Origin of the sequence: Nocardia sp. CA-084685, from assembly GCF_050955785.1 — a bacterium.
In the GTDB taxonomy this organism is placed as follows: domain Bacteria; phylum Actinomycetota; class Actinomycetes; order Mycobacteriales; family Mycobacteriaceae; genus Nocardia.
In genome coordinates, this window is record NZ_CP192094.1 from 1,571,817 (window position 1) to 1,596,175 (window position 24,359).

At 64.5% G+C, this 24,359-nt stretch carries 26 protein-coding genes; 11 read left to right on the plus strand and 15 right to left on the minus strand.

What is annotated here, in order from left to right:
- Positions 1 to 98: 98 nt before the first annotated feature.
- Positions 99 to 944, plus strand: a complete 846-nt coding sequence (locus ACQP2U_RS06710; protein ID WP_433713874.1) for an NAD-dependent protein deacetylase — start codon at positions 99 to 101, stop codon at positions 942 to 944.
- A 5-nt stretch (positions 945 to 949) separates the two neighbouring features.
- Here the strand turns inward: ACQP2U_RS06710 and ACQP2U_RS06715 are convergent, their stop codons facing one another.
- Positions 950 to 1,261, minus strand: a complete 312-nt coding sequence (locus ACQP2U_RS06715; RefSeq protein ID WP_433713875.1) for a pyrimidine/purine nucleoside phosphorylase — start codon at positions 1,259 to 1,261, stop codon at positions 950 to 952.
- Between the two features lie 99 nt (positions 1,262 to 1,360).
- Here ACQP2U_RS06715 and ACQP2U_RS06720 point away from each other — a divergent pair, with 99 nt between their 5' ends.
- The 3 genes from ACQP2U_RS06720 (at position 1,361) to ACQP2U_RS06730 (ending at position 3,627) form a co-directional block, all read left to right on the plus strand.
- Entirely contained in the window at positions 1,361 to 2,200 is an 840-nt protein-coding gene (locus ACQP2U_RS06720; RefSeq protein ID WP_433713876.1) for a DUF72 domain-containing protein, read from the plus strand.
- 90 nt (positions 2,201 to 2,290) lie between these two features.
- The gene (locus ACQP2U_RS06725) at positions 2,291 to 3,133 is read left to right on the plus strand and encodes an alpha/beta fold hydrolase (protein WP_433713877.1); all 843 of its coding nucleotides are present in this window, start codon (positions 2,291 to 2,293) and stop codon (positions 3,131 to 3,133) included.
- 38 nt (positions 3,134 to 3,171) lie between these two features.
- Positions 3,172 to 3,627 carry an SRPBCC family protein gene (locus ACQP2U_RS06730; protein ID WP_433713878.1) on the plus strand — a complete coding sequence of 152 codons (456 nt, stop codon included), beginning with the start codon at positions 3,172 to 3,174 and terminating at the stop codon, positions 3,625 to 3,627.
- A 65-nt stretch (positions 3,628 to 3,692) separates the two neighbouring features.
- Here ACQP2U_RS06730 and ACQP2U_RS06735 read toward each other — a convergent pair whose 3' ends face one another.
- The 3 genes from ACQP2U_RS06735 to ACQP2U_RS06745 form a co-directional block, all read right to left on the minus strand.
- Entirely contained in the window at positions 3,693 to 4,319 is a 627-nt protein-coding gene (locus ACQP2U_RS06735) for an MBL fold metallo-hydrolase (protein ID WP_433713879.1), read from the minus strand.
- Entirely contained in the window at positions 4,316 to 5,401 is a 1,086-nt protein-coding gene (locus tag ACQP2U_RS06740) for an S-(hydroxymethyl)mycothiol dehydrogenase (protein WP_433713880.1), read from the minus strand. The genes ACQP2U_RS06735 and ACQP2U_RS06740 overlap by 4 nt, the downstream gene beginning before the upstream one ends.
- Positions 5,402 to 5,503: 102 nt before the next feature.
- The gene (locus ACQP2U_RS06745; RefSeq protein ID WP_433713881.1) at positions 5,504 to 6,520 is read right to left on the minus strand and encodes an alpha/beta hydrolase; all 1,017 of its coding nucleotides are present in this window, start codon (positions 6,518 to 6,520) and stop codon (positions 5,504 to 5,506) included.
- Positions 6,521 to 6,840: 320 nt separating this feature from the next.
- On the opposite strand from ACQP2U_RS06745, the gene ACQP2U_RS06750 reads away from it, so the two are divergent.
- The 5 genes from ACQP2U_RS06750 (at position 6,841) to ACQP2U_RS06770 (ending at position 12,887) form a co-directional block, all read left to right on the plus strand.
- Positions 6,841 to 8,139 (plus strand): MFS transporter, encoded by a 1,299-nt coding sequence (locus ACQP2U_RS06750; RefSeq protein ID WP_433713882.1) that lies wholly within the window; start codon positions 6,841 to 6,843, stop codon positions 8,137 to 8,139.
- A 411-nt stretch (positions 8,140 to 8,550) separates the two neighbouring features.
- Positions 8,551 to 8,730, plus strand: coding sequence for a hypothetical protein (locus ACQP2U_RS06755; RefSeq protein ID WP_433713883.1), 180 nt, complete (start codon positions 8,551 to 8,553; stop codon positions 8,728 to 8,730).
- Between the two features lie 334 nt (positions 8,731 to 9,064).
- The gene (locus tag ACQP2U_RS06760) at positions 9,065 to 10,639 is read left to right on the plus strand and encodes a hypothetical protein (protein ID WP_433713884.1); all 1,575 of its coding nucleotides are present in this window, start codon (positions 9,065 to 9,067) and stop codon (positions 10,637 to 10,639) included.
- A 197-nt stretch (positions 10,640 to 10,836) separates the two neighbouring features.
- Positions 10,837 to 12,138: a glycosyltransferase 87 family protein gene (locus tag ACQP2U_RS06765; RefSeq protein WP_433713885.1), complete on the plus strand. Its 1,302-nt coding sequence runs from the start codon at positions 10,837 to 10,839 to the stop codon at positions 12,136 to 12,138.
- Between the two features lie 419 nt (positions 12,139 to 12,557).
- Positions 12,558 to 12,887, plus strand: coding sequence for a hypothetical protein (locus tag ACQP2U_RS06770; RefSeq protein WP_397035091.1), 330 nt, complete (start codon positions 12,558 to 12,560; stop codon positions 12,885 to 12,887).
- A 119-nt stretch (positions 12,888 to 13,006) separates the two neighbouring features.
- On the opposite strand, the gene ACQP2U_RS06775 is transcribed toward ACQP2U_RS06770, so the two are convergent.
- Complete coding sequence (locus ACQP2U_RS06775) at positions 13,007 to 13,198, minus strand: hypothetical protein (RefSeq protein WP_433713886.1); 192 nt, start codon at positions 13,196 to 13,198, stop codon at positions 13,007 to 13,009.
- Between the two features lie 899 nt (positions 13,199 to 14,097).
- Positions 14,098 to 15,540 carry a purine-cytosine permease family protein gene (locus ACQP2U_RS06780; protein WP_433713887.1) on the minus strand — a complete coding sequence of 481 codons (1,443 nt, stop codon included), beginning with the start codon at positions 15,538 to 15,540 and terminating at the stop codon, positions 14,098 to 14,100.
- A 433-nt stretch (positions 15,541 to 15,973) separates the two neighbouring features.
- Here ACQP2U_RS06780 and hutC point away from each other — a divergent pair, with 433 nt between their 5' ends.
- Positions 15,974 to 16,729, plus strand: coding sequence for a histidine utilization repressor (gene hutC, locus ACQP2U_RS06785; RefSeq protein WP_433713888.1), 756 nt, complete (start codon positions 15,974 to 15,976; stop codon positions 16,727 to 16,729).
- A 340-nt stretch (positions 16,730 to 17,069) separates the two neighbouring features.
- Here hutC and ACQP2U_RS06790 read toward each other — a convergent pair whose 3' ends face one another.
- The 7 genes from ACQP2U_RS06790 to ACQP2U_RS06820 all read right to left on the minus strand — a co-directional run bounded on the left by ACQP2U_RS06790 (position 17,070) and on the right by ACQP2U_RS06820 (position 22,420).
- Positions 17,070 to 17,789 (minus strand): Mut7-C RNAse domain-containing protein, encoded by a 720-nt coding sequence (locus ACQP2U_RS06790; protein ID WP_397035088.1) that lies wholly within the window; start codon positions 17,787 to 17,789, stop codon positions 17,070 to 17,072.
- Positions 17,790 to 17,832: 43 nt separating this feature from the next.
- Positions 17,833 to 18,441, minus strand: a complete 609-nt coding sequence (locus tag ACQP2U_RS06795; protein ID WP_433713889.1) for a hypothetical protein — start codon at positions 18,439 to 18,441, stop codon at positions 17,833 to 17,835.
- Between the two features lie 3 nt (positions 18,442 to 18,444).
- The gene (locus ACQP2U_RS06800) at positions 18,445 to 18,948 is read right to left on the minus strand and encodes a F0F1 ATP synthase subunit B (RefSeq protein WP_433713890.1); all 504 of its coding nucleotides are present in this window, start codon (positions 18,946 to 18,948) and stop codon (positions 18,445 to 18,447) included.
- Positions 18,949 to 18,954: 6 nt separating this feature from the next.
- Entirely contained in the window at positions 18,955 to 19,212 is a 258-nt protein-coding gene (locus tag ACQP2U_RS06805; protein WP_040687366.1) for a F0F1 ATP synthase subunit C, read from the minus strand.
- An 83-nt stretch (positions 19,213 to 19,295) separates the two neighbouring features.
- On the minus strand, positions 19,296 to 19,967 hold the full coding sequence (gene atpB, locus ACQP2U_RS06810) for a F0F1 ATP synthase subunit A (protein ID WP_433716385.1): 672 nt from the start codon (positions 19,965 to 19,967) through the stop codon (positions 19,296 to 19,298).
- Positions 19,968 to 20,080: 113 nt separating this feature from the next.
- Positions 20,081 to 20,485 (minus strand): hypothetical protein, encoded by a 405-nt coding sequence (locus tag ACQP2U_RS06815; protein WP_433713891.1) that lies wholly within the window; start codon positions 20,483 to 20,485, stop codon positions 20,081 to 20,083.
- A gap of 432 nt (positions 20,486 to 20,917) precedes the next feature.
- Positions 20,918 to 22,420, minus strand: coding sequence for an FAD-dependent monooxygenase (locus ACQP2U_RS06820; protein ID WP_433713892.1), 1,503 nt, complete (start codon positions 22,418 to 22,420; stop codon positions 20,918 to 20,920).
- 92 nt (positions 22,421 to 22,512) lie between these two features.
- Here ACQP2U_RS06820 and ACQP2U_RS06825 point away from each other — a divergent pair, with 92 nt between their 5' ends.
- Positions 22,513 to 23,154 (plus strand): TetR/AcrR family transcriptional regulator C-terminal domain-containing protein, encoded by a 642-nt coding sequence (locus ACQP2U_RS06825; RefSeq protein WP_433713893.1) that lies wholly within the window; start codon positions 22,513 to 22,515, stop codon positions 23,152 to 23,154.
- A 4-nt stretch (positions 23,155 to 23,158) separates the two neighbouring features.
- Here ACQP2U_RS06825 and ACQP2U_RS06830 read toward each other — a convergent pair whose 3' ends face one another.
- Positions 23,159 to 23,614 carry a hypothetical protein gene (locus tag ACQP2U_RS06830; protein WP_433713894.1) on the minus strand — a complete coding sequence of 152 codons (456 nt, stop codon included), beginning with the start codon at positions 23,612 to 23,614 and terminating at the stop codon, positions 23,159 to 23,161.
- Positions 23,615 to 23,626: 12 nt separating this feature from the next.
- Entirely contained in the window at positions 23,627 to 24,349 is a 723-nt protein-coding gene (locus ACQP2U_RS06835) for a metallophosphoesterase family protein (RefSeq protein WP_397035081.1), read from the minus strand.
- Positions 24,350 to 24,359: the final 10 nt, after the last annotated feature.

Sequence of the window (24,359 nt, forward strand, 5' to 3'; positions counted from 1 at the left end):
GCCTACCCACCCCGTCGGCTTCGCCGACTGCCGTCCCCCGTGCCTACCCACCCCGTCGGCTTCGCCGACTGCCGTCCCCCGTGCTTACTCTGAATCCCATGTCCGCTGATTTCGATTCCGCTGTCGAGCGGTTGTCCGGGCTCCTGACGGGGCGGCGGGTGGCGGTGCTGACGGGGGCCGGGGTGTCGACAGACAGTGGAATTCCGGATTATCGGGGGCCCGGCTCTCCGGTGCGGACACCGATGACGTATCAGCAGTTCGTGGGGGATGCGGCATTTCGACACCGGTACTGGGCGCGCAATCACATCGGTTGGCGGGCCATGGACGGGTCACGGCCGAATGCGGCCCATCGAGCGTTGGCGCGGTTGGAGCGGGCTGGCGTCGTCACCGGGGTGATCACGCAGAATGTCGATCTGCTGCATACGAAGGCTGGGCACCGCCGGGTCATCGACCTGCACGGGACCTATGCGCGCGTGCGGTGCCTCGGCTGCGAGGCGTTGATTTCGCGGATGACCCTGGCCGAGCGTTTGGAGGCCGCCAATCCCGGTTTCGCGGCATCGGCGACGGCGACCGGGGTGGAAGTCGCGCCGGATGCGGATGCGGTAGTCGCCGATACCGCGAGTTTTCGGATGGTGGACTGCGCGCGCTGCGGCGGCATGCTCAAACCGGACATCGTGTACTTCGGGGAGAACGTCCCCAAAGAGCGCGTCGCCGCGGCATTCGACATGGTCGAGGCGGCCGACGCGCTATTGGTGGCGGGTTCGTCGTTGACGGTCATGTCCGGGCTGCGGTTCGTACGATATGCGGCGAAACAGGGCAGGCCGGTCGCCATCGTGAACCGCGGCCGCACCCGAGGAGATGAACTCGCCGCGCTCACCGTCGGTGCCGGGTGCGCGGATGTGTTGACCGCGCTGGCAGATTCCCTGGGTGCAGTGCCGGTCTGACCGGCTCAGCCGAAGTGGCAGACGTAGTGCAGCGTCGAAAGCGCCTCGATCTCGAATGAGCTATTGCCCGGTACCTCGAACGATTCGCCGCCTCGGTAGGTCGCGGCTTCGGTTTCGCCAGCCAGGGTGACCTTGCATTCGCCCTGGATCAGCTCCATGATCTCCGGCTCGACCGTATTGAACGTCAGGGTGGACGGCAGGATGACGCCGACCGACTTCGCGGTGCCATCGGCCAGCTCGATGCTGTGGCTGACGCATTTGCCGTCGAAGTACACATTGGCCTTCTTGGCCACACTGACGTTCTCGAACCGCGTCATGATCTCTTTCCCGAGGTGCTGGAGGTGCAGCCGTCAGCGTACGTGAACCCGCCTCCACCGCCCGGACGGGTGGCCGGTGGGTGCGTTAGCGTCGCTGCCATGCGGCTTCACGTGGGATGTGCGATGTGGACGCACGCGGCATGGCAGGAATATCAACCGATTCCGGCCGAGCGGTTGCGGCATTACGCCTCGTGGTGCACTGCGGTGGAAGGCAATACCACGTTCTACGCGACGCCGACCCGCAACACGGTGCAGTCGTGGGCGAAGCAGACCGATCCGGACTTCCGTTTCGTCATCAAACTGCCCAAGCCGATTACGCATGAGCGCAGGCTGCACGGTGCGGAGGTCGAACTGCGCACCTTCCTGGATGCGATGCAGCCGCTCGGTCCGCGCATCCATGCGCTGTGGGTGCAGTTGCCGGGGTCATTCGGTCCGACCGATCTGGGGACGCTGGCAGGTTTCCTGCGCACGCTGCCCGACTCGTACCGGTCCGCCGTCGAGGTCCGTCATCCGGCGTTCTTCGAAAATGACGGCGCCGCACGGCAATTGGAGCAGGTGCTCGCGCGCGTAGGTGCCGAATGGGTGCCCTTCGACACCACTATGCTTTTCGAAGGGCCCGCCGAGAGTGAAGCGGAGGCCGAGGCGCGGGCGAAGAAACCGCGGGTGCCGCGCCGCACGCGAGCGCTCACCGAATTCCCGATCGTCCGTTATCACGGCCGCGATTCGGCCGAGCGCACGATTGCTGGCTGGCAACCCTGGCTCGACATCGTCACCGCATGGCTGCGCGAGGGCCGCTCACCGACGGTTTTCATCCACACGCCGGACAACGCCTCCGCCCTGCACCTCGCCCGCCGCTTCCACGACGAGGTGCGCGCCCGCCTGCCCGAACTCGAGCCGCTGCCCGAACCCATTCCGACCGAGCCGATGACCTTATTCTGAAATATCTCGAATAAATAACAATCCCGAATGTGCGCTCGGTTAGAATGGACGGTGTTGCCGCACTAGTGCCGAGCACGATGGAGGATACCGATGAGCCACGCCACCGCGCAGTCCGCATCCTTCACCCTGCACGGCGGGGCGGGCACGCTGGCCGCCTGGGAATCCGTGCCGCCGCACGATATCGAGATGCGCGGCACGGTCCTCTTGGTCCCCGGCTTCACCGGCTCCAAAGAGGACTTCGAGGCCATGCTGCCGATTCTGTCCGCAGCTGGATTCCGTTGTGTCGCTTACGATCAACGCGGGCAGTGGCAGTCCGACGGTCCCGATGACGTTTCCGGATACACCATGGCCGATTTCGCCGACGATCTGATCGTCGTCGCCGACCAGATCTCGAACGACACACCGATTCACCTGGTCGGCCACTCGTTCGGCGGCTATGTCGCCCGCGCCGCCCTTGCCGCGCATCCGGACCGCTTCCGCAGTCTCACCCTGCTCGCATCCGGTCTGTCCTCGACCTGCGATATCACCTTCGCGCCACCGCAATTGGTCGTCCAGCTCATCGAAAGCGGTGGCCAGCAAGCGCTGTGGGAGCAGATGAGTCGGGCTATGGCGGCGCTGGTTCCGCCTGCGAAGCTCGAATTCCTGCGCAACCGCATCTTCACGACCAAGAAGGCGAATTTGGTCGGCATCATGCGCGTCATGGAGGGTTCGACCGACGCTACCGCCGCCCTGCGCGCCTGCGGCCTTCCGATTCTCATCGCCTACGGCAACTCCGGTGATCTCTGGCCGCCGAGCGTGCACGAACGCTATGCCGAGGAATTGGGCGCGCGTACCGCGGTTTACGACGGCGTCGGCCACGTGCCGAACGAACAGCGCCCGGCCCACGTCTGCGCCGACCTGGTCGACTTCTGGACCGGCATCGATCCGCACTGAGCGGCTCTGTCTGAGAAGGTGCCTGCTAGCGTGCAGGCATGCACGATAGCGTGACGATTCGAATGGCGGCACCCGCGGACAAGATCTGGGGGTTGGTCAGCGATATCACGAATACCGGGAAGTTCTCGCCGGAGACCTTCGACACCGAATGGCTCGGCGGGGCAACGGCTCCCGCCGTCGGCGTCAAGTTCCGCGGGCACGTCAACCGCAATGGCTGGGGGCTGAAGTATTGGACGGTCTGCCGGATCGTCGCATGCGATCCCGGACGTGAGTTCGCCTTCACCGTGCTCGGACCACGCGGAATGGCGGTCAACACCTGGCGCTACCGTTTCGAGCCCGTCGATGGCGGCACCGACGTGACCGAATCCTTCCAACTGAACGAAAACAGCCTCCCGCTCCGCTTCTACTGGCTCCTAGCGGGCCGCGCCCGCGCCGAAACCAACCGCAACGGCATGCGCCAAACCCTCGAACGCATCAAGGCCCACGTCGAGTAATCAAGATCAGATGGAATCCATGGCGGCATCGGTCGACGCCGACTCCACCTGATCTTGATTCCGGCTCAGTGGCCCCGGGCGATCCAGTTGGCGAGTGCGGGTTTTTCGGTGCCGATGGTGGTGGTGTCGCCGTGGCCGGTGTGGACGGTGGTTTCTTCCGGGAGGGTCAGGAGGCGATCTCGGATGGAGTCGATGATGGTGTCGAAGTCGGAGAATGAGCGGCCGGTGGCGCCCGGGCCGCCGTTGAACAAGGTGTCGCCCGTGAAGAGGGCGGCGGCCTCGGGTAGGTAGAGCGAGACCGAGCCGGGGGAGTGGCCCGGGGTGTGCAGGACCTCGATATCGGTGCCCGCCACGGCGATTCGCTGCGTGTCGGCCAGTGATCGGTAATCGACGTCGGGGTGGGTCATGCGCCAGAGGGGATCGTCGCCGGGATGGAGCAGGATCGGGGCGTCGAGACGTTTCGCGAGTTCCGGTGCGACGGTGACGTGGTCATTGTGACCGTGGGTGCAGACGACCGCGCGGACCTCGCGGTTGCCGACGGCAGCGATGATCGCGTCGGCATTATGGGCCGCGTCGACGATGACCACTTCGATATCGTCGCCGATCAGCCACACATTATTATCGACGTCCCAGGTGCCGCCGTCGAGCGAGAAGGTGCCGGAGGTGACGACGCGATCGATGCGCAGGCTCACCAGACCACCACCGAACGCAGCACCTCACCGGCATGCATTGCGGAGAAGGCCTTTTCGACTTGGTCCAGGGCGATGCGCTCGGTGACGAAGCGCTCCAAGGGAAGTCGGCCCTGCAGGTACAGATCGACCAGCATCGGGAAATCGCGTTCGGGCAGGCTGTCGCCGTACCAGGAAGATTTCAGCGCGCCGCCATGGGAGAACAGGTCGATCAGCGGCATCTCGATGGTCATATCCGGGGTCGGGACGCCGACCAGCACGACGGTGCCTGCCAGGTCACGACCATAGAAAGCCTGTTTCCAGGTTTCCGGGCGGCCGACCGCGTCGATGACCACATCCGCACCGAAGCCGTCGGTGTATTCCTGGATCTGCTCGACGACATCGGCTTCGGTCGCATCGATGATGTGAGTGGCACCGAATTCCTTTGCCCAGCTGAGCTTCTGGGGATCGCGATCGATCGCGATAATGGTTCGCGCACCGGCCAGTCGAGCACCCGCGATGGCGGCATCGCCGACACCGCCGCAGCCGATGACCGCGACCGTATCGCCGCGCGACACATTGCCGGTGTTCATTGCCGCGCCGAGACCCGCCATGACGCCGCAGCCGAGCAGTCCGGCGACGGCCGGATCGGCAGCCGAGTCGACCTTGGTGCACTGACCCTCGTGCACCAGGGTCTTATCCGCGAATGCGCCGATGCCGAGGGCGGGGCTGAGTTCGGTGCCGTCGGCGAGCGTCATCTTCTTGCTGGCATTGTGGCTGGCGAAGCAGTACCACGGGCGGCCGCGCTTACACGCCCGACATTCACCGCACACCGCGCGCCAGTTCAGAATGACGAAATCACCCGCGACAACATGGGTTACCGCCTCCCCGACCGTCTCCACGATGCCCGCCGCCTCATGCCCGAGCAGGAACGGGAACTCGTCGTTGATACCGCCCTCGCGATAGTGCAGATCGGTATGGCACACCCCGCAGGACTGAATGCGCACCACCACATCGTGCGGCCCGGGATCCGGGATCACGATATCGACGAGTTCGACCGGTGCGCCCTTACTACGGGCAACCACGCCACGCACGGTTTCGGACACGAATCCTCCTAAGTGTTGGATGGTGCTCGGATAGGTCCGGTGCCATCGGACAATTGAACCGCGCGGACCCGCTCTGCTTCTCCAAATCGGCCGAGGGGCAGATCAGGCGCCGAGTCCGTTGGCGAGAACCGGCCAGGAATCCTCGAGCGCGCGTTCCCAGTAACCCCAGGAGTGAGTGCCAGTGGGTTCGAGGTCGTAGGTGGCGGGAATGCCGAGTTGATTCAGTCGGGTCTGCATGTTGCGGGTGCACCAGGCGGTCGACCCTTCGATCGCACCGCCCATCGTCACCTGTAGGGGCAGCCCACCCTCTGCCCAGCTCTGCGTATGCGGATCGGTGGGATTGTCATATGGTCCGGGCAATCCACTCCCAGCCGACAGGTACAGATTGAGCCCGCGCAGGGCTTCGGCATGGACATACGGATCGTTGGCTGCCCACATCGGATCCTGCGGCTGGCCATACATATTCACCGGATCGCCGCCGCCCTTGCGCACCGAAAGTGCGACGAACGCCTGCCCGACCGGATCACTGATCTGCGCACATCCGCTGAATGCGCCGACGGATCGGTACAAACCTGGATTCGAAATCGCCAGGGAAAGTACGGATGTACCGGATGTGGATATCCCCGCAATGGCATTGCGCCCATTGGTGCCCAACGCGCTGTCGATCAATGGAACCAATTCCCGAGTCAGATACGTCTGCCACTTGTTGATCCCCAACGCCGGGTCCGGTGCCCGCCAGTCGGCGTAATAGCTGAAGGCCCCACCGAGCGGCTGCACCACATTGACGTTCTTATCCCCGAAAAACCCCATGACATCGGTCTTCGTATCCCATGTCGCTCCATCGACCCCACCATCGACCCCCGCCAACAGGTACAACGTCGGCCGTGGAACCCCGGTATCGGCGGGCCGCTGCACCTCCACCGAAATGTCCCGCCCCATCGCCGCTGAATACACCGTCAGCATGAGGTGCCGATCATCCCGAACCTGGACGTTGGTAATCCTCGACCCGTCGCCGGTCACCGGCGATCCCGGTGCCGCATACGAATGAGATCCGGCCACAACGGATCCGAGCACAACGGCGGCGACAACCGAGGCCACTCGAAGGCCACCGATACCCATCAGCTACCACCTCTCCCGGCCCGGCCGAATTCTCCCGCCAGTGTGCGACAGTAGCCGGTGGCCGGTAGGTCGAGTGACGCGTCAGCCGGTGAGTTCGCGCTCGGCAATCCGTAGCGCCGTGCGGAAGCCGGAGCGGCGGCATTCGTGCGATCGAGAACGACGGGTCGCTCACCGCTGCATGGGGTCTGCGTTCGCCGCTGCCTCGAACGGTACGGTCGCCGGTTGACGCTCGGGTGGCCGCACACGACCCGGTGTCGAACGTTCGTATCGCCGGGTCTGGGAATTTGACTCCAGGGTAGAACCGGGTCGAGAGTTCGCGGATGAACGGAACGCCCGAGGTGTCCCGCGCGACGTTGCGCAAGGTCACGATACGACTGGTGCCCTATCTCGGGCTGCTGTATTTCATCAACTACCTGGACCGGGTCAATATCGGATTCGCCGGACCCAGCGGAATGAAGTCCGATCTCGGACTGACCGAGACAGCCTTCGGTTTCGCTTCCGGCATCTTCTTCATCGGCTATCTCGTACTCGAGGTGCCGAGCAATCTTGCGCTGCACCGATTCGGCGCACGCCGCTGGATCGCCAGAATCATGGTGAGTTGGGGTCTGGTCGCCACCGCCATGGCATTCGTGCCCAACGAAACCTGGCTCTATATCCTGCGATTCACCCTCGGCGTGGTCGAGGCCGGATTCTTTCCCGGCATCCTGCTGTATCTCACCTACTGGTTTCCGCAGACCCAGCGCGCGAAGATCGTCGCATTGTTCATGACGGCGGTGCCGATTTCGACCGCCTTGGGTTCGACGGTATCGAGCCTGGTCATCCAGTACGGCGACGGCGTCTTCGGCCTCAGCGGTTGGCGATTCATGTTCTTGGTCGAGGGCGTGCCCGCGATCGTTCTGGCGGTGGTCACCTGGTTCTTCCTCACCGACCGTCCCACACAGGCCAAGTGGCTGACCGATACCGAAAGAGATTGGCTCGCCTCCGAACTCGATAAAGAGCAGGCGGCGCGCGTCGAACACTGGACGGTGCGCAAAGCGCTCACCCATCCCCGCGTACTCGGCCTCGCCTTCATCTACGGCGGCATTGTCTACGGCCTGTACGCGCTCGGATTCTTCCTGCCCACCATCATCAACGGCTTCCAACAGCAGTACGGCACCCACTACTCGGTGGTGCAGCGCGGACTCATCAATGCGGTGCCCTATGTGATCGGCGCCGTCGTGATGGTGCTGTGGAGCAGGCACGGCGACCGAACCGGTGAGCGGGCCTGGCATGTCGCACTGCCCGCACTGGTCGGTGGGCTCGCCATCCCGGTGGCGCTTTACCTGGGCAATCCGTTCGCCGCCATGATCGCGGTCACCGTCTGCGCCGTCGGAGTGCTCGCCGCACTGCCCACCTTCTGGGCGCTGCCGAGCACCTTCCTCTCCGGTGCGGCCGCGGCGGGTGGTATCGCCTTGATCAACTCCATCGGCAATGTCAGCGGATTCGTCGCCCCCTATGTCACGGGCGCGCTCAAGGACCTCACCGGCACCCAGCGAGCCGGACTGTGGGTCGTCGGGCTCGCCATGGTCGGCTCGGCCGCAGGCGTTCTCGCACTGCGGTCCCGGATTCGCACCAACTGACGCGACAGCCTGCTCGCTCGGCCGAAGGGAGCGTAGCCACCAGACCTTGCGACGGGTCGGTTGTGTCGCGGAACACCGGCTGCTGCCATTGGTCGATATGGAACGATCCCTCTAGTATGAGGATATGAGCAACCGAGACGTAGTCGAAAAGTTCTATAAAGCAACCCATTCGCTCCCTTCGCCGAGGAATGGTTCGACGCCTATCCGGACACCGTCATCGTCACCGGCCACTACCGCGGCACCGCGCGCGCCACCGGCAAGCATGTGGCCGCAGAATTCGCCCACATCTGGCATATCGCCGACGAAAAGCTGTTCGCACTGCACCAATACACCGACACCTGGCACTGGCACGAGGCGCTGTCGGACGCGGCCTGAACGCACCCGACCGCGGCCGTCCAGGGAGATGGCTGCATGTCAACGGATCTCGCCGCATTCGTTCGCGGCCTGCCCGAGGCGCAATTGCATCATCGTCGAACTCGCCGAGAACTCGTTCCGCGCCTGGTGGCTGGCTCCGGGACCCCTGGACGGTTCCTGCGCGAAATCGATGACTACGTCGCGGCGTATCGGCCGATCGGATCCGAAATCGCCTGATCCGTCGCCACGTTGGCGGCGACACGCCCGAATGTGTCGACACCCCTTGAATGAACCGACTGGTTGGCTGTTTGCTGACGGCAAGCAGTAGCATCGGCGCGAATCCTGGCCGGTGACTCGTACGTTCATTGCGCCGTCGACGGCGTTCGCGAGTGCCGAATCGTCGTTAAATCGAGACGTCGCATGCGTGTGTCGCGCGCGGCACGCCGCAAGACAACCCACTGGCGGCAAATTGACAGTTTCGCTGGCAACGGTGGATCGACTATGAATGTCTGGTGTCGTTCCCACGCGTGATCACTTGTCTGCCGTCGAATCTCTCCCGCGGGGAGTCGAATTGACCATCGAGCATCATCCCGTCGAGGACGAGGTCGGACAGCTCGCGCGAAGGGTCGAGCGGGCCCGGGGGCGACTGGCCTACCAGTTCGATCCCGCGCTGACCGAGGCGCTGTCCGAGGACGAACTGGTCGCCGAGCGTGAGCTCGCGGAGAAGATTCGCGGTGAGGATCGTGCACAGCGATGGAAACAGGTGCAGGCTGCGGCCTCCGCGGCCGACCGTGCCAGGCAGACCACAGAAGCGATCGAGAAGGCCGACATCAGAGATCTATTGGTAGCCCGCAAGGCAATTGCGGCACAGCGGCGAGAGTCCAGCCCGCATGCCAAATTGGCATCGCTGTACCGGCACCGGGGATGGTCACTGCGCGCGCTGGCGGGCGTGGTGGCGGCGGGCATGCTGTGGTCCGCGGTCAATGTGCAGCACAACATCGCGCCGGGCGGGCCGGGCGATCCGCTGTACTGGTTCAGCTACCTCATCGAGGCGATGATCAGCGTCTGCTTGATCATCATCATGGTCGGTACCAATAAGGTCGCCGAATGGGGCGTGATCGACAACCGCCGACAGGTCGCCGCGGCCGAAATCGCCCTGCTGTCTCTGACTGTCACCCTGAACACCTACCCGTACCTGCGCGACGGGGAATGGTACGAGACCGGTGTGCACGCGGTCGCGCCGGTCATGATCGGTGTCGCCCTGCTCATCCACGACGCGGCCAGCGCACGCTACGGCCTGGCCATCTATCGGGCCACCGAGCAGGTGCGCGAGCTGCCCGATCCGGCCGAACAACTCAAGCAGACGATGCCGTCGATCGCGTCCTATCGCGCGAACACCCAGGCTGCCCTGGTGGCGCCGGGGGCGGAGAAAGAAATCGCGGAACACGAGGCAAGGGCCGTCGAAGGCGCCGAACAGGATGCCGAGCTGCGAGCCGAGGAGATCGTAGAGGCCGAAGCGGTCGAGGTCGAGGAGTCGAGCGACAGGGAAAGCCCTGCCGCGCAAGAGGGCTCGGAGTCGCCAGCGAAGCGTCGCGAACCGACCAACGGATATACGCCCGACAGTGCGGAGCCGCAGCACCGGCCCGCTCCGAAGACCGAGAACCGCCCCGCTGTCGTCAAGGAGCCGGCCGCGCCGGTGGTCGCGAAGCCGGTGGTCGCGAAGAACAACCCCTTCGCACCGCCCGAGCCGGAGCCGATCGGCGAGACCACGCCCGTCGCGAAGGTCGACAGCGCGGCGCCCCCGGCCAAGGCGCCAGCGCGCAAGGCTGCCCCGGTGAGCCAGGAGAAGCCCGCAGCGGAGAGCAAGCCGTCGGTCGTGTCGGCACTGCGCCGGGGCAATGGTTCGGCTGCGGCGACGGCACGCAAGCCCAGTTCGCTGGAGGGCCGCAAGGACAGCAGGTCGACCGAGAACGCGAACGCGCGCGCCAAGACCAACACATCGTCCGAGCCGGATTCGCACCTGCAGGTGGTTCGCACGCCCGATATCCACGACACCGGGCAGTTCCGCATCGCCGAGATGCTCGAACAAGAACTTGCCGAACTACAGGCGGAGCGTAGGCGGGCCAGGGCCAGTCGGCAACGATGATCGCGCAGCTTGCTTGCCCCGGCACTTCGGGGCATGATGCAGGCGCGGGTCATTAGGTACGGTAAAAACTGGCTATCGCCGTAGTGCAGCAAGTGCGGGACGAAGGGATGGATCGGTCGTCGTGATGAGGTCTTATCACCCAACAGGATCCTGTACCTCGAAGCCTGCGACGGCGCTGCCTCGGTCGTAGCGGATCGGTGCGAGACACCCGGAAGCTGGAGTTTCCGCGTACGGGACCAGCGATATACCTGCTCGCCGGGAGCGCCCTGCTGTCGGTGATTCTGCTCTTCACCACCATCGATCCCTTCCTGGACAAGGGTGGGTTCCTGGTCGGCGGCTTGGACGTGCACATTTATCGCGACGGCGCGTACCGCATCGTGCACGATATTCCGCTGTACACCGAGGCGACCATGCGCGACCTGCTGTACACCTACACGCCGTTCTCCACCATCGCGTTCGTGCCGATCTACATGGTGCCGTGGGGGTACGTCACGAACACCTGGCTCGGGGTCAACCTCTGCGTACTCATCGCCTGTGTGCTGCTCAGCTGGCGGCTGCTGGGGTATCGGATCACGACTCGGCTGGTGGTGGTCAGCGTGCTGATCGCGGCGACCTGCGTATTCATCGAGCCCGTCCGCCAGACGCTCTACTTCGGGCAGATCAACCTGGTGCTGATGCTGCTGGTGCTGTTGGACGCGCTGCGCGAGGACCGAAGCAAACTGCGTGGCATCGGCGTCGGACTCGCGGCGGGTATCAAGCTCACCCCGATCTACTTCATCGCCTATTTCGCGGTCCTGCGGCAGTGGCGCTCGGCGATTACCGCATTCGTCACCTTCCTCGCCTCGATCGCCTTCGCCTGGGTCATCCTGCCCACCGATTCCCGGCAGTACTGGACCTCGACGTTCTTCCAGTCCAACCGGATCGCGGCGGACAACCACCCGTCCAACCAGTCCATCCGCGGCGTCATCGCGCATCTGCTCGGTGGTCCCGCGCCGGTGTGGTTGTGGCTGCTGGTCGCGATCTCGGTCGCCAGCGCGAGCCTGACCGTCACGACGGCGCTGTATCAACGTGGTGAGCGGCTGCTGTCGATCACCCTGGCCGGTCTCACCGCGTGTGCGGTGTCGCCGTTCTCCTGGGGGCACCACTGGGTGTGGTTCGTGCCGCTGTTCGTCTTCCTCGTGCACAAGGGGCTGGACAACTGGCGCTGGTGGGTGGTCGCGGCGGTGCTGTTCACCGTGACCGCCTCGTGGACCTATCACTGGAGCAAGACCTGGGTGTCGATCGGAGTTTTCCTGCTGCCGCCGTGGTGGCCGATCACCAAGGTCTTGATCAACGGCTACGTCATCGAATTCCTCATCGTTCTGATCGCGGCGTGGATACACCTGCGCAGGGACGGCTGGTCGGCGCTCAGCGAGCGCTCGGCCGAGCGCTCGATCCGGTTCCCGCTCCCGCGGCGTCGCAACCCGGACTCCCCTTCGTGCCCAACCCCTTCCCCCTGACCAACTCCGGAATCCATTAGCGCAGGCGGGTTCCCGGGTAAAGGACACCGTCGGCCGTCCCGCTGGCACCCGGAATGACTCAGGCTCATGGTGTGTGCTGGGTGTGGCGGCTCTGGTGATGGTGGCCGCGGAGAGCGCCGGATCCTTCCGGAATACTCGTGTGATCGTCGGTTGCTGGGGCCGCGGATCGGTGGCGTTCGGTGGGACGGGGCGGGCAACCGCGGTGCCACAGCGGAACCGAGCCCGATGCCTTTGCGATCTCTTTACCTGCGGATTCCCTTCAGTTTCCACCCGAAAGCGGACTCTTGCCGGGCGGGGCGGCCGGAGTTACGGTTGCTTCTTGCGTCGCGAAGTAAGCGGTCACCAACCGGTTGCTGAAGTCGCACGAACATTCGCTCTAGGGCTGGAGGGTTCCCGCTATGACGAAGAAGAAGGCTCAGCCCAACCCGATGTTCGCGGTGACCATGGTCAATGCCATCCATCAGGATGCCGATGGTTACGGGGACAGATGGGTAGCCACCGTCGACCACGGGAATATGCGCGCCGACTGGATCGCCGAAGCCGTTGCCAAGGACGCGCGTACGGTCCGGATCTGGTGCGACGACTGCGGCAACAGCGTCCATCTGTGCGCGGAAATCCGAGATTACCTGCCCGCGGATATACGCAAGGCGCTGGCCGACGCCTGGGAGCACTACCATCCGACGCATCACGCCGCATATCCGGCGGCTCAGGCGAATTCAAGGACCTGAACCAACGGGCCGGTACTGCGATCGCGCCTTTGGCAGTCCCGCGTGCGCGGGACCGAACGCAGCACTTCGGCATGGTCGGCATGCAGCGGGGAATCTGATTTGCCCAGCACCTCGCGGAATCATCGCCGATATCTGTGGCTCAATTCGTCGAGATCGTAGGCGAGTTGGAAACGGAATTGCTTGCCGAGGCATACAGAACCGACGCTGGTCTCGAATACCCGCTGAAAGCGTGCGCGCGGCTCCACGAGTTCGGCTTGTGCGCACTTGCCGCCGCGTTCCAGGCGGGCGAAGAGGTGAACCTGTGTGGTCATCGGTTGCAGTGCAATGCCTTTCGCGGTAGTGGTGTGCCACATTCGCTGGATGGTGCGGCCCGCGAAGATAGCTTCGCGTTATACGTCCGGCATCGACCGCGGCGCGCCGGCCACCGGTGCCGTGAAAGGTCTTCCAGCGCACCGGCCGCCGTCGATCTCGGCCAGCCATTCCGCGATCCGCTACTGACCGCGCAGGCGCAGCGCGGCACGTTCGGCCGCGGTGAGTTCGGCGGCGTCTAGCTCATGAGGTTCGGCTCGCACCCACTCGGGTGTCCACCGACCGAAAGCGACCCATGTTGCGCCATGCGCGAATTCGAGGCTGGGCAAATCGCATCTCGTAGGCGTCGCAGATTCGCGTTCTTCAATGCGTCACTGGCGAGCTGCTCCGGCCGATTCCTGTGAAACTCGAAGCTATCCAGCCGTCCACAGCTCCGTTTACCGTAGATTGCATCTATGTCACCGTCGTGACGGCACTTCAGTACGGCCGTATCGCGCCGTTCAGATCAGCGCCCACGTCTGCCCGTTGTGATCGGCGGGCCTAGTGCGTCCATGGCCGCTATTCACCGAACGGCATTATCGGACACGACCTCGCACTGCGACGGTTGTGGAGGCAGCGGCGGATCCGCCGCACCTCTTCGACAATCGCGAATAATGCTGAGGGCGAGGCGGTTCGATAATGGGCGCTACGGCCCGGCGTCTGGTGTCGCCAGGACCCGACCAACAGCACATCGCGCACGGTCGCCCACCCTTCGCCGCTGCGCCGACTCGTCTCCATGACCATCGTGCCCGGGACATAGCGGCGATCGGTGGGCAGGATCTCGTGATGGACGCAATGATCGAGCATTCGCGAGCACCCAAATGGGCTCGCACATCAGGGGCTTCGCGCAGAGCCGCACGCACTACTCGGCTGGAACCCGGGTCGCCGCAACGGTGTCCGCGGGGTAGATCATCCGATCGGGCGGGTTACTCGTGCGACGTGCGAGCGGGTAGTAGATGGCCGCCGTGAAGACGATGCCCACGATCCAGGAGATATCCGCTCCGCCGAGCATATCGGTGATCGGGCCGGTGTAGAGCTTCTGCGCGAGAAACGGGATCTGAGCCACGATGCCGAGGGTGTAGCAGGCCAGGGCGGTGACGTTCCACCGTCCGTAGCGGCCGGTCGGATCGTATAGCGCCGGGATGTCGATGCGCTCGCGCGAGATCAGGTAGTAGTCGATCAGGTTGATCGCGCTCCATGGCGTGAACACCATGAGCAGGACGAGCACGAAGTTCTTGAAGTTATTGAGGAAGTCGGCGCTGGCGCCGATGGCGATCAGCATGGATACCACGGTGAAGCCGACGATATAGGCCGCCCTGGTGGCCTGGGTGGTGCGCGAGTGGCCGTTGAATGCTGTCACCGAGGTCAGGATGGACATGAACCCGCCGTAGGCATTGAGACAGTTCACCGTCAGCTTGCCGACCACGATCACCAGGTAGATCAGCAGCGCGATGGCGGACGGGCCCGCGAGATCGCCGATGAAGCCGACTTGGTTGCCCAGGAACGCTTTTCCGGCGACGGCGGCCACCAGCGCACCGAGCGTCATCGCCCACTGCGACCCGAGCACGCTGCCCGCGAAGGTGGACCAGAAGGTGGTCCGCGCACTGGTCGAGCGGAGCAGATAGCGCGAATAGTCCGCGACGTACGGTCCGAAGGTCAGCTGCCATCCGGCACCGAGGGAGACCGCGAGGACGAAGGTGACGATGTCGAAGGATTTGCTGCCGACGTAGGCGCTGACGTCGTATTCGGCGAACAGACGGATCGTCAGGTAGGTGAAGCCGACAAGGCCGACCACGGTGGCGATCCGTCCGATGACGTGGATCAGCCGATAGCCGGTCACCGCGACCACTGCCGTTAGCGCACCGAAGACGAGTATGCCGACGGTCGAATTGTCCACATGCAGAATCTTGTTCACCGCCTGCCCGGCCAATACCGTACCGGTCGCGGCGAAACCGAGATACATCACGATCACGAGCAACAGCGGCATTACCGCGCCGAGGACGCCGAACTGCGCTCGGCTGGAAATCATTTGCGGCAATCCGAGCCGGGGACCCTGCGCCGAATGCAGCGCCATGACAATGCCGCCGAGAATATTGCCGAGCAGCAATCCGAGGATCGCCCACAGCGCGTCGGCGCCGAATACCACCGCGAGCGCACCGTCGACGATGGCGGTGATCTGCATATTCGCCCCGAACCACAGGGTGAATTGATTGCGCGCGGTGCCGTGGCGTTCGGCATCCGGAATTACTTCGATGGTGCGGCGCTCGATCTGCAGTCCGGCGTCGAATTCGTCGTTGTGCGGCATGGATCCGCCTTCCATCAGGAGAAGCAGCAGCTGGGACAGCCTGCCCAGATGCATAGTCCTGTATATACAAGTGACTGTCAACCGGAACGGCTGAGATCGCGTGTGACAACTCTGTCGGTGTTCTGGGCCGGACTGCCCTCTCCGGAACATACGATCACTGCCCGGAGCCCGGAGCCCGGAGCCCGGAGCCCGGAGCCCGGAGCCCGGAGCCCGGAGCCCGGAGCCCGGAGCCCGGTGACCAACATCCGTGGACGTGAGCGCGTGGTCCGCACGCTGGTGCCGGTGAAACCAGCCCGGATTAAGCGGAAACCGAGGTGCGCGGTCTCATGGTGCGCACGGAGGACATCCGAGAAGGATGGTGTCTGGAAAACGCCGAAAAGGGGTTTCCCAGGCAGGCTGTAAGGTTGCCGCCAGACATGAGAGGTGGTGGCCGATGACCCGCCCGGTGGGTGATGCAGACCTGGCGGTGTTATTCGCGGCGTCCGGACCCGATTCCGCACCGGCGTACGAGCGGATCAAGACCCTGATCCGCACGCAGATCGGCGCCGGACGTTGGGTCGCGGGGGATCAGCTCCCGTCGGAGCATCAGCTGGTCGACGCACTCGGGATCTCACGCATGACGGTCAACCGAGCGCTGCGCGAGTTGGCCGCGGCCGGGGTAGTCGTTCGGATGATGGGGGTCGGCACCTTCGTCGCGCCCGCGAAGGTGGCCTCGCCGCTGTTCGAGGTGCGCAATATCGCCGATGAGATCCAGCAGCGCGGCCACCGGCACCGCACCGAGGTCATCTTCCTGCGCAGCGAACCCCTCGACACCGCCAACCCACTGCTCGATGATTGGCCGACCGATTCGGTATTCCATTCGCTGCTGGTGCATTTCGACGACGAGGTGCCGATCCAGGTGGAGGACCGCTACGTCAACCCCGCCGCCGCACCCGGCTACCTCGACCAGAATTTCGCCGAGACCACTCCGAACCGCTACCTCAGCGAGGTAGCCCCGCTGGTACGCGGCGAACACGTCGTCGAGGCGGTACAGGGCAGCCAGGAGGACTGCCGACTACTGCGCATCCGCCGCACCGAACCCTGCCTCCAGATCCGCCGCCGCACCTGGTCCACCAGCGCCTTGGTAAGCGTGGCCCGCCTCGTCCATCCCGGCTCCCGCAGCCGCCTCGAAGGCGCATTCGGAGCCTGATCCAGCTGGGCAAGAACGGCTCCCGCGCATTGATCGGCGCGCCACGCACGTTTTCGTTCACGATTCCGTGCGCGGCGTGAGGAGAGGTGCGCGGCGTACGGAAGGGGCGCGGCGGGCAGAAGGTGCGTGGCGTGGGGCGCTTCGGCCCGGCTCCCCAGGCCGCCTCGAAGGTGCATTCGGAGCGTGATCTGGCTGAGCGAGAACGGGTCCCGCGCATTGATTGGCGCGCCGCGTACGCTTTTGCCCACGATTCCGTGCGTGGCGTGAAGAGTGGTGCGCGGCGTGGGGAAGGTGTCTGGCGCGCGAGGGTTGGTGGCGCGCGAAGGTGCTTGGCGATGCTTCAGGTGCCGAAGCGGAGGGCGTGGGTGACGATCGCGTCGAGACGCGCGTGATGGGCACCCTTCCAATAGGTTCGGCCGCAGTCGAGGCACTGGGCGAACGCGTCGTAAGTGCGTTCGGTCTCGTTCGGGAGTTGCCCCCGCAGGGTGTGCTTATCGGTCACGCGCAGGGGGCCGTTGCAGGCGGTGCAGCGGGTCCATGGTGCGAGGGGCGGTGCGAAGCGCGATAGCACGTCGTCGAGTTGTTCGACGGGGCGGTGGCTGTATATGTATGCGCCAGCGAAGATTTCGCGTCGACGCAGCAGTCCGCGATCGCGGGAGAGCAGGATGCGATGTTCGGCTGCCGAGCGCGTGGCGAGTGCGGCATCCCCGATATCCGGATTTTCGTAGGCAGTGTCGACGCCGAGCAGCCGCAGTCGCCGCGCCAGGGTGCCGAGGTGGATATCCAGCAGGAACCGCAACGGTTCGTCGAATCGCTGCGGACGCACCACGGCGCGCACCGACACCGCCTCGCCGTCAGCGGGCATATGCGCCGGGCGCATCGACCGACCGTCGACCAGCAGTTCGCCCACCTCGGTGAGCGGCACGCCGAGCGCTTCCACGATATGCCCGAGCGTCGACACACCGTCGATCCGCACGGCCGAGCGACCGTCCCGCTGTGCGGCCGCGACGAACAGCCGCAATTCGGGCGCGAAATCGATGGTGATCTGCGCGGTGCTCACGCGGCCAGCATGCCAGGACATGCGGCCGGTGGACCACCCGGTCTTACAACGACCAGGGTTGGGCGCGGCGTCGGACCGGCGGTTCCGCGTTCGCCATGGCCTCGAGATCCTCGAGGAATTTGTCGATGCTGTCGGCGGCCACGTGGGTGCTGCCGATTTCGTAGCGCACCTTTTCCTCGGTGCTGTCCATGACCGTGGTGATCAGCTCTTCCTTGAGATCGCGGATGAGCTGGGTGCGCATTTGGGCGATCTGATCGCGGCCCTGGCTGCGGACCCGGGCGACCTCGGCGTCGGCGAATTCGCGCATCTTGGCGATGATGCGTTCGGCGTCGGCACGCGCATCCTCACGGATGTGCTCGAGTTCGGCCTGGGCGTCGGTGACCGCATTCTCGTAGGCGCGTTTGGCCTCGACGAGGCGGTCGGCCGCCTGCTGGTTCTCCTCGAGCTGTTTCTGAATATTGTTCTGCGCCTTGGCCATCAGCCGTTTCACCGGTGGCGCCACCCATTTGACGATGACGAAGATGATGACCGCGAAGCCGAAGAGCTGGCTGAAGAAGATCGGCCAGTCGAAGGTGATGTGAAAGATACCCGAGTCCTCGGACCCGGCTGCGTGGATGGCCCCTTCGGCAAGGATGCCGCTATTGAGGTTCATTGGCTACGCTCGCTCTGACTGATGGCCGGCACTGGAGCCGGCGTGCCGATCCTTGATGCCGAGCACTCGATCGGCCAATGTCTCGGCGAGCGGTTCGACAGCATCACGCAGCTCCGCGGCCACCTGGTCCGCCTGGGCCCGCAGTTCCGTCGCGGATTCCGCGACGATCCTGTCGGCCTCGTCCTGCGCCTCACTTCGCAACTGCTCGAGGATAACTCGGCCCTCGGCCCTTGCCTGGTTCCTGATCTCGACCGCCTCACTGCGCGCCTGCGCGACGGCCGCCTGATACTTCGCTTCGGCGTCGGCGAACAAGGCTTTGGCTTCCTTATTGTCGACCGCGGTCTCCGCGACTCTCGCCTCACGTTCCGCCAATACCTTGCGTATCGGCGGAACGACGAACAGCCACATGACCCCGAGCACGATCAGGAAGATCAACAGCTCGGCGAAGAATGTGCCGTTGGGAATCAGGAAGTTTCCCTCGGCAACAACATCCGTTCGCGGAGTCATACTTAATTACTTACCTGGAGTAGCGAATACGAAAAGCGCCATGAACGCTAGATTGATGAAGTACGCCGCCTCGACCAGACCGACGGTCAGGAAGAAGTTACCGCGGAGGCGACCTTCGGCTTCCGGCTGACGGGCAACGCCGTTGATCAACGCGGCGCCGGCGAGTCCGTCACCGATTCCCGCGCCGATGGCGCCACCGCCCATAATGATGCCGCCGCCGATGAGCGCGCCCTGGACGATGGCTGCCGTGGTTGCGTCTGCCATTTTTCACTTCCTGTTCTTTACTGTGCTCGATCGGCGGCGCCGATCTGTCGTTGTTTAGAGCGACCCGAAAGTAGTCGCTGGGGCTAGTGTTCGTCCTCCAGCGACATCGACTGACTGAAGTAGAGGACGGTCAACAGCGAGAAGATGAATGCCTGGATGGCTCCGACGAACAGATCGAAGAGTTTCCAGATAGCATTCGGCCCCCAGCTGATCCAGAACGGGAACAGTGCGATCACCGAGACCATAACGCCACCCGCGAACATGTTGCCGAACAATCGCAGCGACAGTGAGAGCGGTTTGGCGACTTCCTCGATGACATTGATGAAGACCATCGGGCCCCATCCGGTGTGGCCCTTCAGCAACTGCTTGGCGTGCCCGCCGGGGCCACGCCGATACACACCCGCACCCTGGTACATCAAGAAAACGAACAGGGCCAGCGCGTAGACGAAATTGACGTCCGAGGCGGGCGGTGCGATCAATTCACCGTGTCCGTACTGCACCGGCAGCACGGACAACCAGTTCGACAACAGGATGTAGATGAACAGCGTGACTGCCAATGGCAGCGCGAACGGCGCGACCTTCATGCCGATGGCGCTTTCCACCTGGTTGCGCATCTGGACCGTGACGGTCTCGAAGAACAACTGCACGCCGTTGGGTACGCCCGATGTCAGCTTCGCCCGCAGGTAGAACGCCAGACCGAGCACGATCGCCGCCGCGATGGCGGTCGAGATGATCGTGTCGACATTGAAGTCCATACCCCACAGATGCGCGACCGCGTGTTCGCCGACCTTGATTTTCGGCTCTTCTGCGGGCGCTTCCTCCGCGAGGACCGGCAGCGCCGACTTGGCGATGAAGGCGATTTGATTCGTCATGATTGCTGGCGAAGCTCCTTCACTTCAGGCAAGACGGTGACCAACACCAGAATCACTTGAAAGGCGGCCATGCCGAAGAAGATTCCGATGCCGTGCGGCCTTGCCAGGAAACCCACTGCGAGCGAACCGCCGGTTATTGCGATCAGTCGAGTCGCCGAGGAGAGGTAGAGGCCCTGTTTCCTCGGTTTCTCGGCATCGGCGACGCGGTTGACCGTCAATCGGGTGAGTTGGGCATTCACCCAACCGAGTCCGAGTCCGATGCAGATGAACAGACCGAGCAGCAGCCGGTCGAGCGGACCGGTAGCTGCCAGGGTGAGCACGCCGACGCCGATGGCAAAGACAGTCGCACGGCGCATTCGGAGTGCGTTGACATCCACTGCGACACCGCCTTCGCCGGTCATCCCACCTCGTAGTGGGGTCTTAATTGATCGATAGCATACACATTAACAACCCTTTTGGAAGGCAACGTTTTTGATCTTTCTCGGGCGAGATTCCGGACGATGTCCATTGGGCGACAGTGTCACACGGGGGACCGCAAGATCAATCGGTGCTCTCGTGCGCGCCGCGTTGAATCGGACAAATCAGTCACCGTCCAACTTTCCGCTATTGTCCGGTTTATTCGATCGGTATGCCTAATTTAGGTCATGTCTTTGTAAAGGAATTACAAAGAGGCGCGCGATATCCCGAGCTGGAGTCGGCGCGCGGCATCGAATCGCGCGTTCGCCGCGATATCGCGATACCGCGTCCGAGCGGCAGCTATGGATAGCTGGCGCGCTGCCGCTCGTGGCGGTGGCTCGGGTGCTGTCGCGGCCGGTGCGGCATGGTGGGCAGGGTCATCGACCAGTCGAGCCGCGTGTGGATTCGGTGCCGCCAACCCAGGTGCTGAGTGCATCGGTCAAACCCGCGGAGGTTGATTCGCCCGTAGCCCATGCGACGTAGCCGTCGGGGCGCAGCAGGACGGCGGCGGGGGCTTGGATCGTTCCGAAACCGGGGATTGGCCAATGCTCGTCGCGGCCGACGGCGCTGATGATCTCGACTCGGTCGTGCCATTCCGGGACCGCCGGAACGTCGTTTCCATTGAGCACCAACAGGACCGGGCGGCCCCCGCGCAGCAGCTCGTGGACCCGAGTGTCGCCATCCGCGGTGGTGAGGTCGGCATCCGGGACGCGGCGGCCGATGAGCGGATGCTCGCCCTTGATGTCGTAGCGGATATCGAGTGCGGTGATCATCAGGCCGAGGCGGTGGCGTACCTGGTCCATATCGATCAGATCGCTCATGATGTCGCGCAGTGCGTCGGTGTGCGGGCCGGGTCGTCCGAGGGCGGTCTGGGCGCGGGTGTTGTGCAGGACGCGGGCGGCGATGGGGTGGCGCTCGGATTCGTAGGTGTCGAGAAGTTCGTCGGATGCGGTGCCGCGCAGGGCGGCGGCGAGCTTCCAGCCGAGATTCATCGCATCCTGCAATCCCAGATTCTGGCCCTGACCGCCCGCGGGGTAGTGGATGTGCGCCGCGTCCCCGGCCAGGAAGACCCGACCGACGCGGTAGCGGTCGGCCTGGCGGGCGGCATCGCCGTAGTGCGAGATCCAGCGCGGGCTGTGCATACCGAAGTCGGTACCCGCGATCTCGGCGAAGTTGGCGCGGAAATCCTCGAAGCTCAGTTCGGTGCCGCGCTCGAGGACGAGGTCGTGGCGCTGTACGACGAGTCGGTACCAGCCGGGCTCGAATTGGACCGCGGAGAAGTCGCCCGCACCGGCGCGGTGCCCGAAGAAGGGCTGTGCGGGCGGATCGGCCAGTTCGACGTCGGCGAGCATGCCCGTCACGGTCGCGTCGGTGCCGACGTAGTCGATGCCCGCCAGCTTGCGTACCGCACTGCGGCCACCGTCGCAGCCGACCAGGTACGCCGCGCGAATCCGGCGGGGATTCGGTCCGCCTATCTCCACCTCGACACCCGACGCGTCCTGCTGGAAGCCGATAACGGGCGAACCCCACTGCACGACCGCGCCGAGTTCGGTTGCTTGCCGGTCGAGTTCGCGTTCGATCACCGATTGCAGCACGGCGAGGGTGAACGGGTAGCGGGTATCGAAGTCGCTGAAGTCCAGGGGCAGGCCGCTGAAGTGCCCGGCCTGCATGACACGGCCGAGCGGGAGCAGTTCGTCGAGTAGGCCGCGCTGATCGAGGACTTCCATGGTGCGGGCGTGGATGCCACCCGCCCGCGATTCGCCGGTGCGCGCCGCGAGTCCATCGACGAGCGCGACATCCACACCGGCCAGCCGCAATTCGTAGGCCAGCATCAGCCCGGTCGGTCCGGCGCCGGCGATCACCACATCGGTCGTGTCCATGTCGGTCTCCTTAACGTTGTTAAGCGATTTAACGTTGTTAAGGAGACCAGAACATTGTTAAGCTGTCAACCATCGGACAGCAGGAGGTGACAGTGAAGATCGATGCGACAGTGATCGCCGAGGCGGCGTTGGGTTTGCTCGACGAGGTCGGTCTCGACGGACTGACCATGCGGAAGGTGGCCGCGGCCCTGGATGTGCAGGCGCCCGCGCTGTATTGGCACGTCAAGAACAAGCGCGAACTGCTCGATGCGATGGCGCGGCGGGTATTCGTCTCCGCTGTCGATGGGATCGAGGCGCCGCGGCAGGGCGAGGACTGGCAGGACTGGGTGGTGGCGGTGGCTGGGCGGTTGCGCCGATCGATGCTGCGCTATCGAGACGGGGCGAAGGTACTCGCCGGAACCTATGTCAACGAGGAAGCCATGTGGCGCACGGTGGAACTGACCTTGCGCACGCTAGAGGACGCGGGTTTCGCGCTGGTCGACGCCGAGCGGGTGTTCCCGATCCTGCTGCACTACACGATCGGGTTCGTCATAGAGGAACAGGCGCAAGCCGGTGCGGAGTACGCCGATGGCAATCCCTACGATTCCGCGCGGATCGCGCAGACCGTCGATGCCGAGCGTTATCCGCGGACCGCCCGGATGGTGGGCGAGCTGTTCGACGCCGATACCGATGTGGAATACGAGCGTGGGCTGCGGGTCATCCTGGCCGGAATCCGCGCCACTCTATCGACATAACCGGTCAGCGGCCGAAGCCCGCCAGCCCGTCGGCGAGGGTGCTGATACTCAGTGCGTCGAGCACCTGTTGCCGGACGTCCGGGCATTGGGTGGTCGTGATGCGATCGACGATGGCGCGGTCCGTCACGACGGTGTCGTTGAGGCCCCCGTTGCGGGCCGCCCAATCGTGCACCGTGCCGTTGAAGCCGAGTTTGCCGAGTTGCGCGCCCTCGGAGCGCCAACGGCCCACCTCCGGTTTCAGCATGTCGCACAGCTGTGCTGCCGCCGCCGGGGTGATCTCGTCCGGATTGGGCACCTGGGCGGAACTGCCAGGGGACGAGAAGGTGATGGTGATATCGGGGTGGGAGGTCGGGGTGGCGGGCACCGCCGGGTCGAGGGGGCCATTACCGCCGCAGCCGGCGAGCAGGGCAACCGCCACGGTCGCCGCGGCCAGCGTGGCGAGGGATCCGATCGAGCGCATCGGTACTCCTTATTATTCTTTTGTTTCCGGCTTCAGCTCGTAGACGACGTAGGCGGTGCGCACTACCGGTAAGGCCACATTGCGTACCCGGATGCCGCCCGGTGTGGTGCCGCGTTCGATACCCGCATGCGCATGCCCGTGGATCGCGAGGTCGACCTGCTGGTCATCGATGGTTTCGCCGAGTAGATAAGAACCGAGGAATGGGTAGATCTCACGCGGTTCGCCGTGCAGAGTGTCGCTGATGGGGGAGTAGTGCGTCAGCGCGATGGTGATATCGGTGTGCAGGCCCGCGAGCGCGTCGCGCAACATCTCCGCGAGGTCGACGGAGTGCGCGGCGAATTCACGCATCACGCGTTCGCCGAAGACGCTCGCGCATTTACCCGCGAAGCCACCGCCGAAGCCCTTCGTGCCCGCGATGCCGAGGGTGTGGCCGTCCACGGCGAATTTCGTCGCGGTGCCCTCCAATACGGTGATGCCGTGATCGGTGAGCTCGGCCGTGATCTCGTGCTGTGCGTCGCTGTGATGGTCGTGATTGCCGAGTACCGCGACGACCGGGACACCGAGATCGGCGAATTCCGCGGCCACGACACGGCCTTCCTCGACGGTGCCGTGGCGGGTGAGATCACCGGCCAACAGCAGCACATCGGCACGGTCGGGCAGTTCCGCGAGTGCCGGGCGCAGTTCGCCGCCCGACTCGGCGCCGAGATGGACGTCACCGATTGCCGCGATCCGCATGTGCCGCCCT

Bases quoted from the DNA above. Each gene is read 5' to 3' on its own strand.
- ACQP2U_RS06710 (WP_433713874.1), top strand. From the start codon at position 99: ATGTCCGCTGATTTCGATTCCGCTGTCGAGCGGTTGTCCGGGCTCCTG.
- ACQP2U_RS06715 (WP_433713875.1), bottom strand. From the start codon at position 1,261: ATGACGCGGTTCGAGAACGTCAGTGTGGCCAAGAAGGCCAATGTGTAC.
- ACQP2U_RS06720 (WP_433713876.1), top strand. From the start codon at position 1,361: ATGCGGCTTCACGTGGGATGTGCGATGTGGACGCACGCGGCATGGCAG.
- ACQP2U_RS06725 (WP_433713877.1), top strand. From the start codon at position 2,291: ATGAGCCACGCCACCGCGCAGTCCGCATCCTTCACCCTGCACGGCGGG.
- ACQP2U_RS06730 (WP_433713878.1), top strand. From the start codon at position 3,172: ATGCACGATAGCGTGACGATTCGAATGGCGGCACCCGCGGACAAGATC.
- ACQP2U_RS06745 (WP_433713881.1), bottom strand. From the start codon at position 6,520: ATGGGTATCGGTGGCCTTCGAGTGGCCTCGGTTGTCGCCGCCGTTGTG.
- ACQP2U_RS06750 (WP_433713882.1), top strand. From the start codon at position 6,841: ATGAACGGAACGCCCGAGGTGTCCCGCGCGACGTTGCGCAAGGTCACG.
- ACQP2U_RS06755 (WP_433713883.1), top strand. From the start codon at position 8,551: ATGTCAACGGATCTCGCCGCATTCGTTCGCGGCCTGCCCGAGGCGCAA.
- ACQP2U_RS06770 (WP_397035091.1), top strand. From the start codon at position 12,558: ATGACGAAGAAGAAGGCTCAGCCCAACCCGATGTTCGCGGTGACCATG.
- ACQP2U_RS06775 (WP_433713886.1), bottom strand. From the start codon at position 13,198: ATGACCACACAGGTTCACCTCTTCGCCCGCCTGGAACGCGGCGGCAAG.
- ACQP2U_RS06780 (WP_433713887.1), bottom strand. From the start codon at position 15,540: ATGCCGCACAACGACGAATTCGACGCCGGACTGCAGATCGAGCGCCGC.
- hutC (WP_433713888.1), top strand. From the start codon at position 15,974: ATGACCCGCCCGGTGGGTGATGCAGACCTGGCGGTGTTATTCGCGGCG.
- ACQP2U_RS06795 (WP_433713889.1), bottom strand. From the start codon at position 18,441: ATGAACCTCAATAGCGGCATCCTTGCCGAAGGGGCCATCCACGCAGCC.
- ACQP2U_RS06800 (WP_433713890.1), bottom strand. From the start codon at position 18,948: ATGACTCCGCGAACGGATGTTGTTGCCGAGGGAAACTTCCTGATTCCC.
- ACQP2U_RS06805 (WP_040687366.1), bottom strand. From the start codon at position 19,212: ATGGCAGACGCAACCACGGCAGCCATCGTCCAGGGCGCGCTCATCGGC.
- atpB (WP_433716385.1), bottom strand. From the start codon at position 19,967: ATGGACTTCAATGTCGACACGATCATCTCGACCGCCATCGCGGCGGCG.
- ACQP2U_RS06815 (WP_433713891.1), bottom strand. From the start codon at position 20,485: ATGACCGGCGAAGGCGGTGTCGCAGTGGATGTCAACGCACTCCGAATG.
- ACQP2U_RS06820 (WP_433713892.1), bottom strand. From the start codon at position 22,420: ATGGACACGACCGATGTGGTGATCGCCGGCGCCGGACCGACCGGGCTG.
- ACQP2U_RS06830 (WP_433713894.1), bottom strand. From the start codon at position 23,614: ATGCGCTCGATCGGATCCCTCGCCACGCTGGCCGCGGCGACCGTGGCG.
- ACQP2U_RS06835 (WP_397035081.1), bottom strand. From the start codon at position 24,349: ATGCGGATCGCGGCAATCGGTGACGTCCATCTCGGCGCCGAGTCGGGC.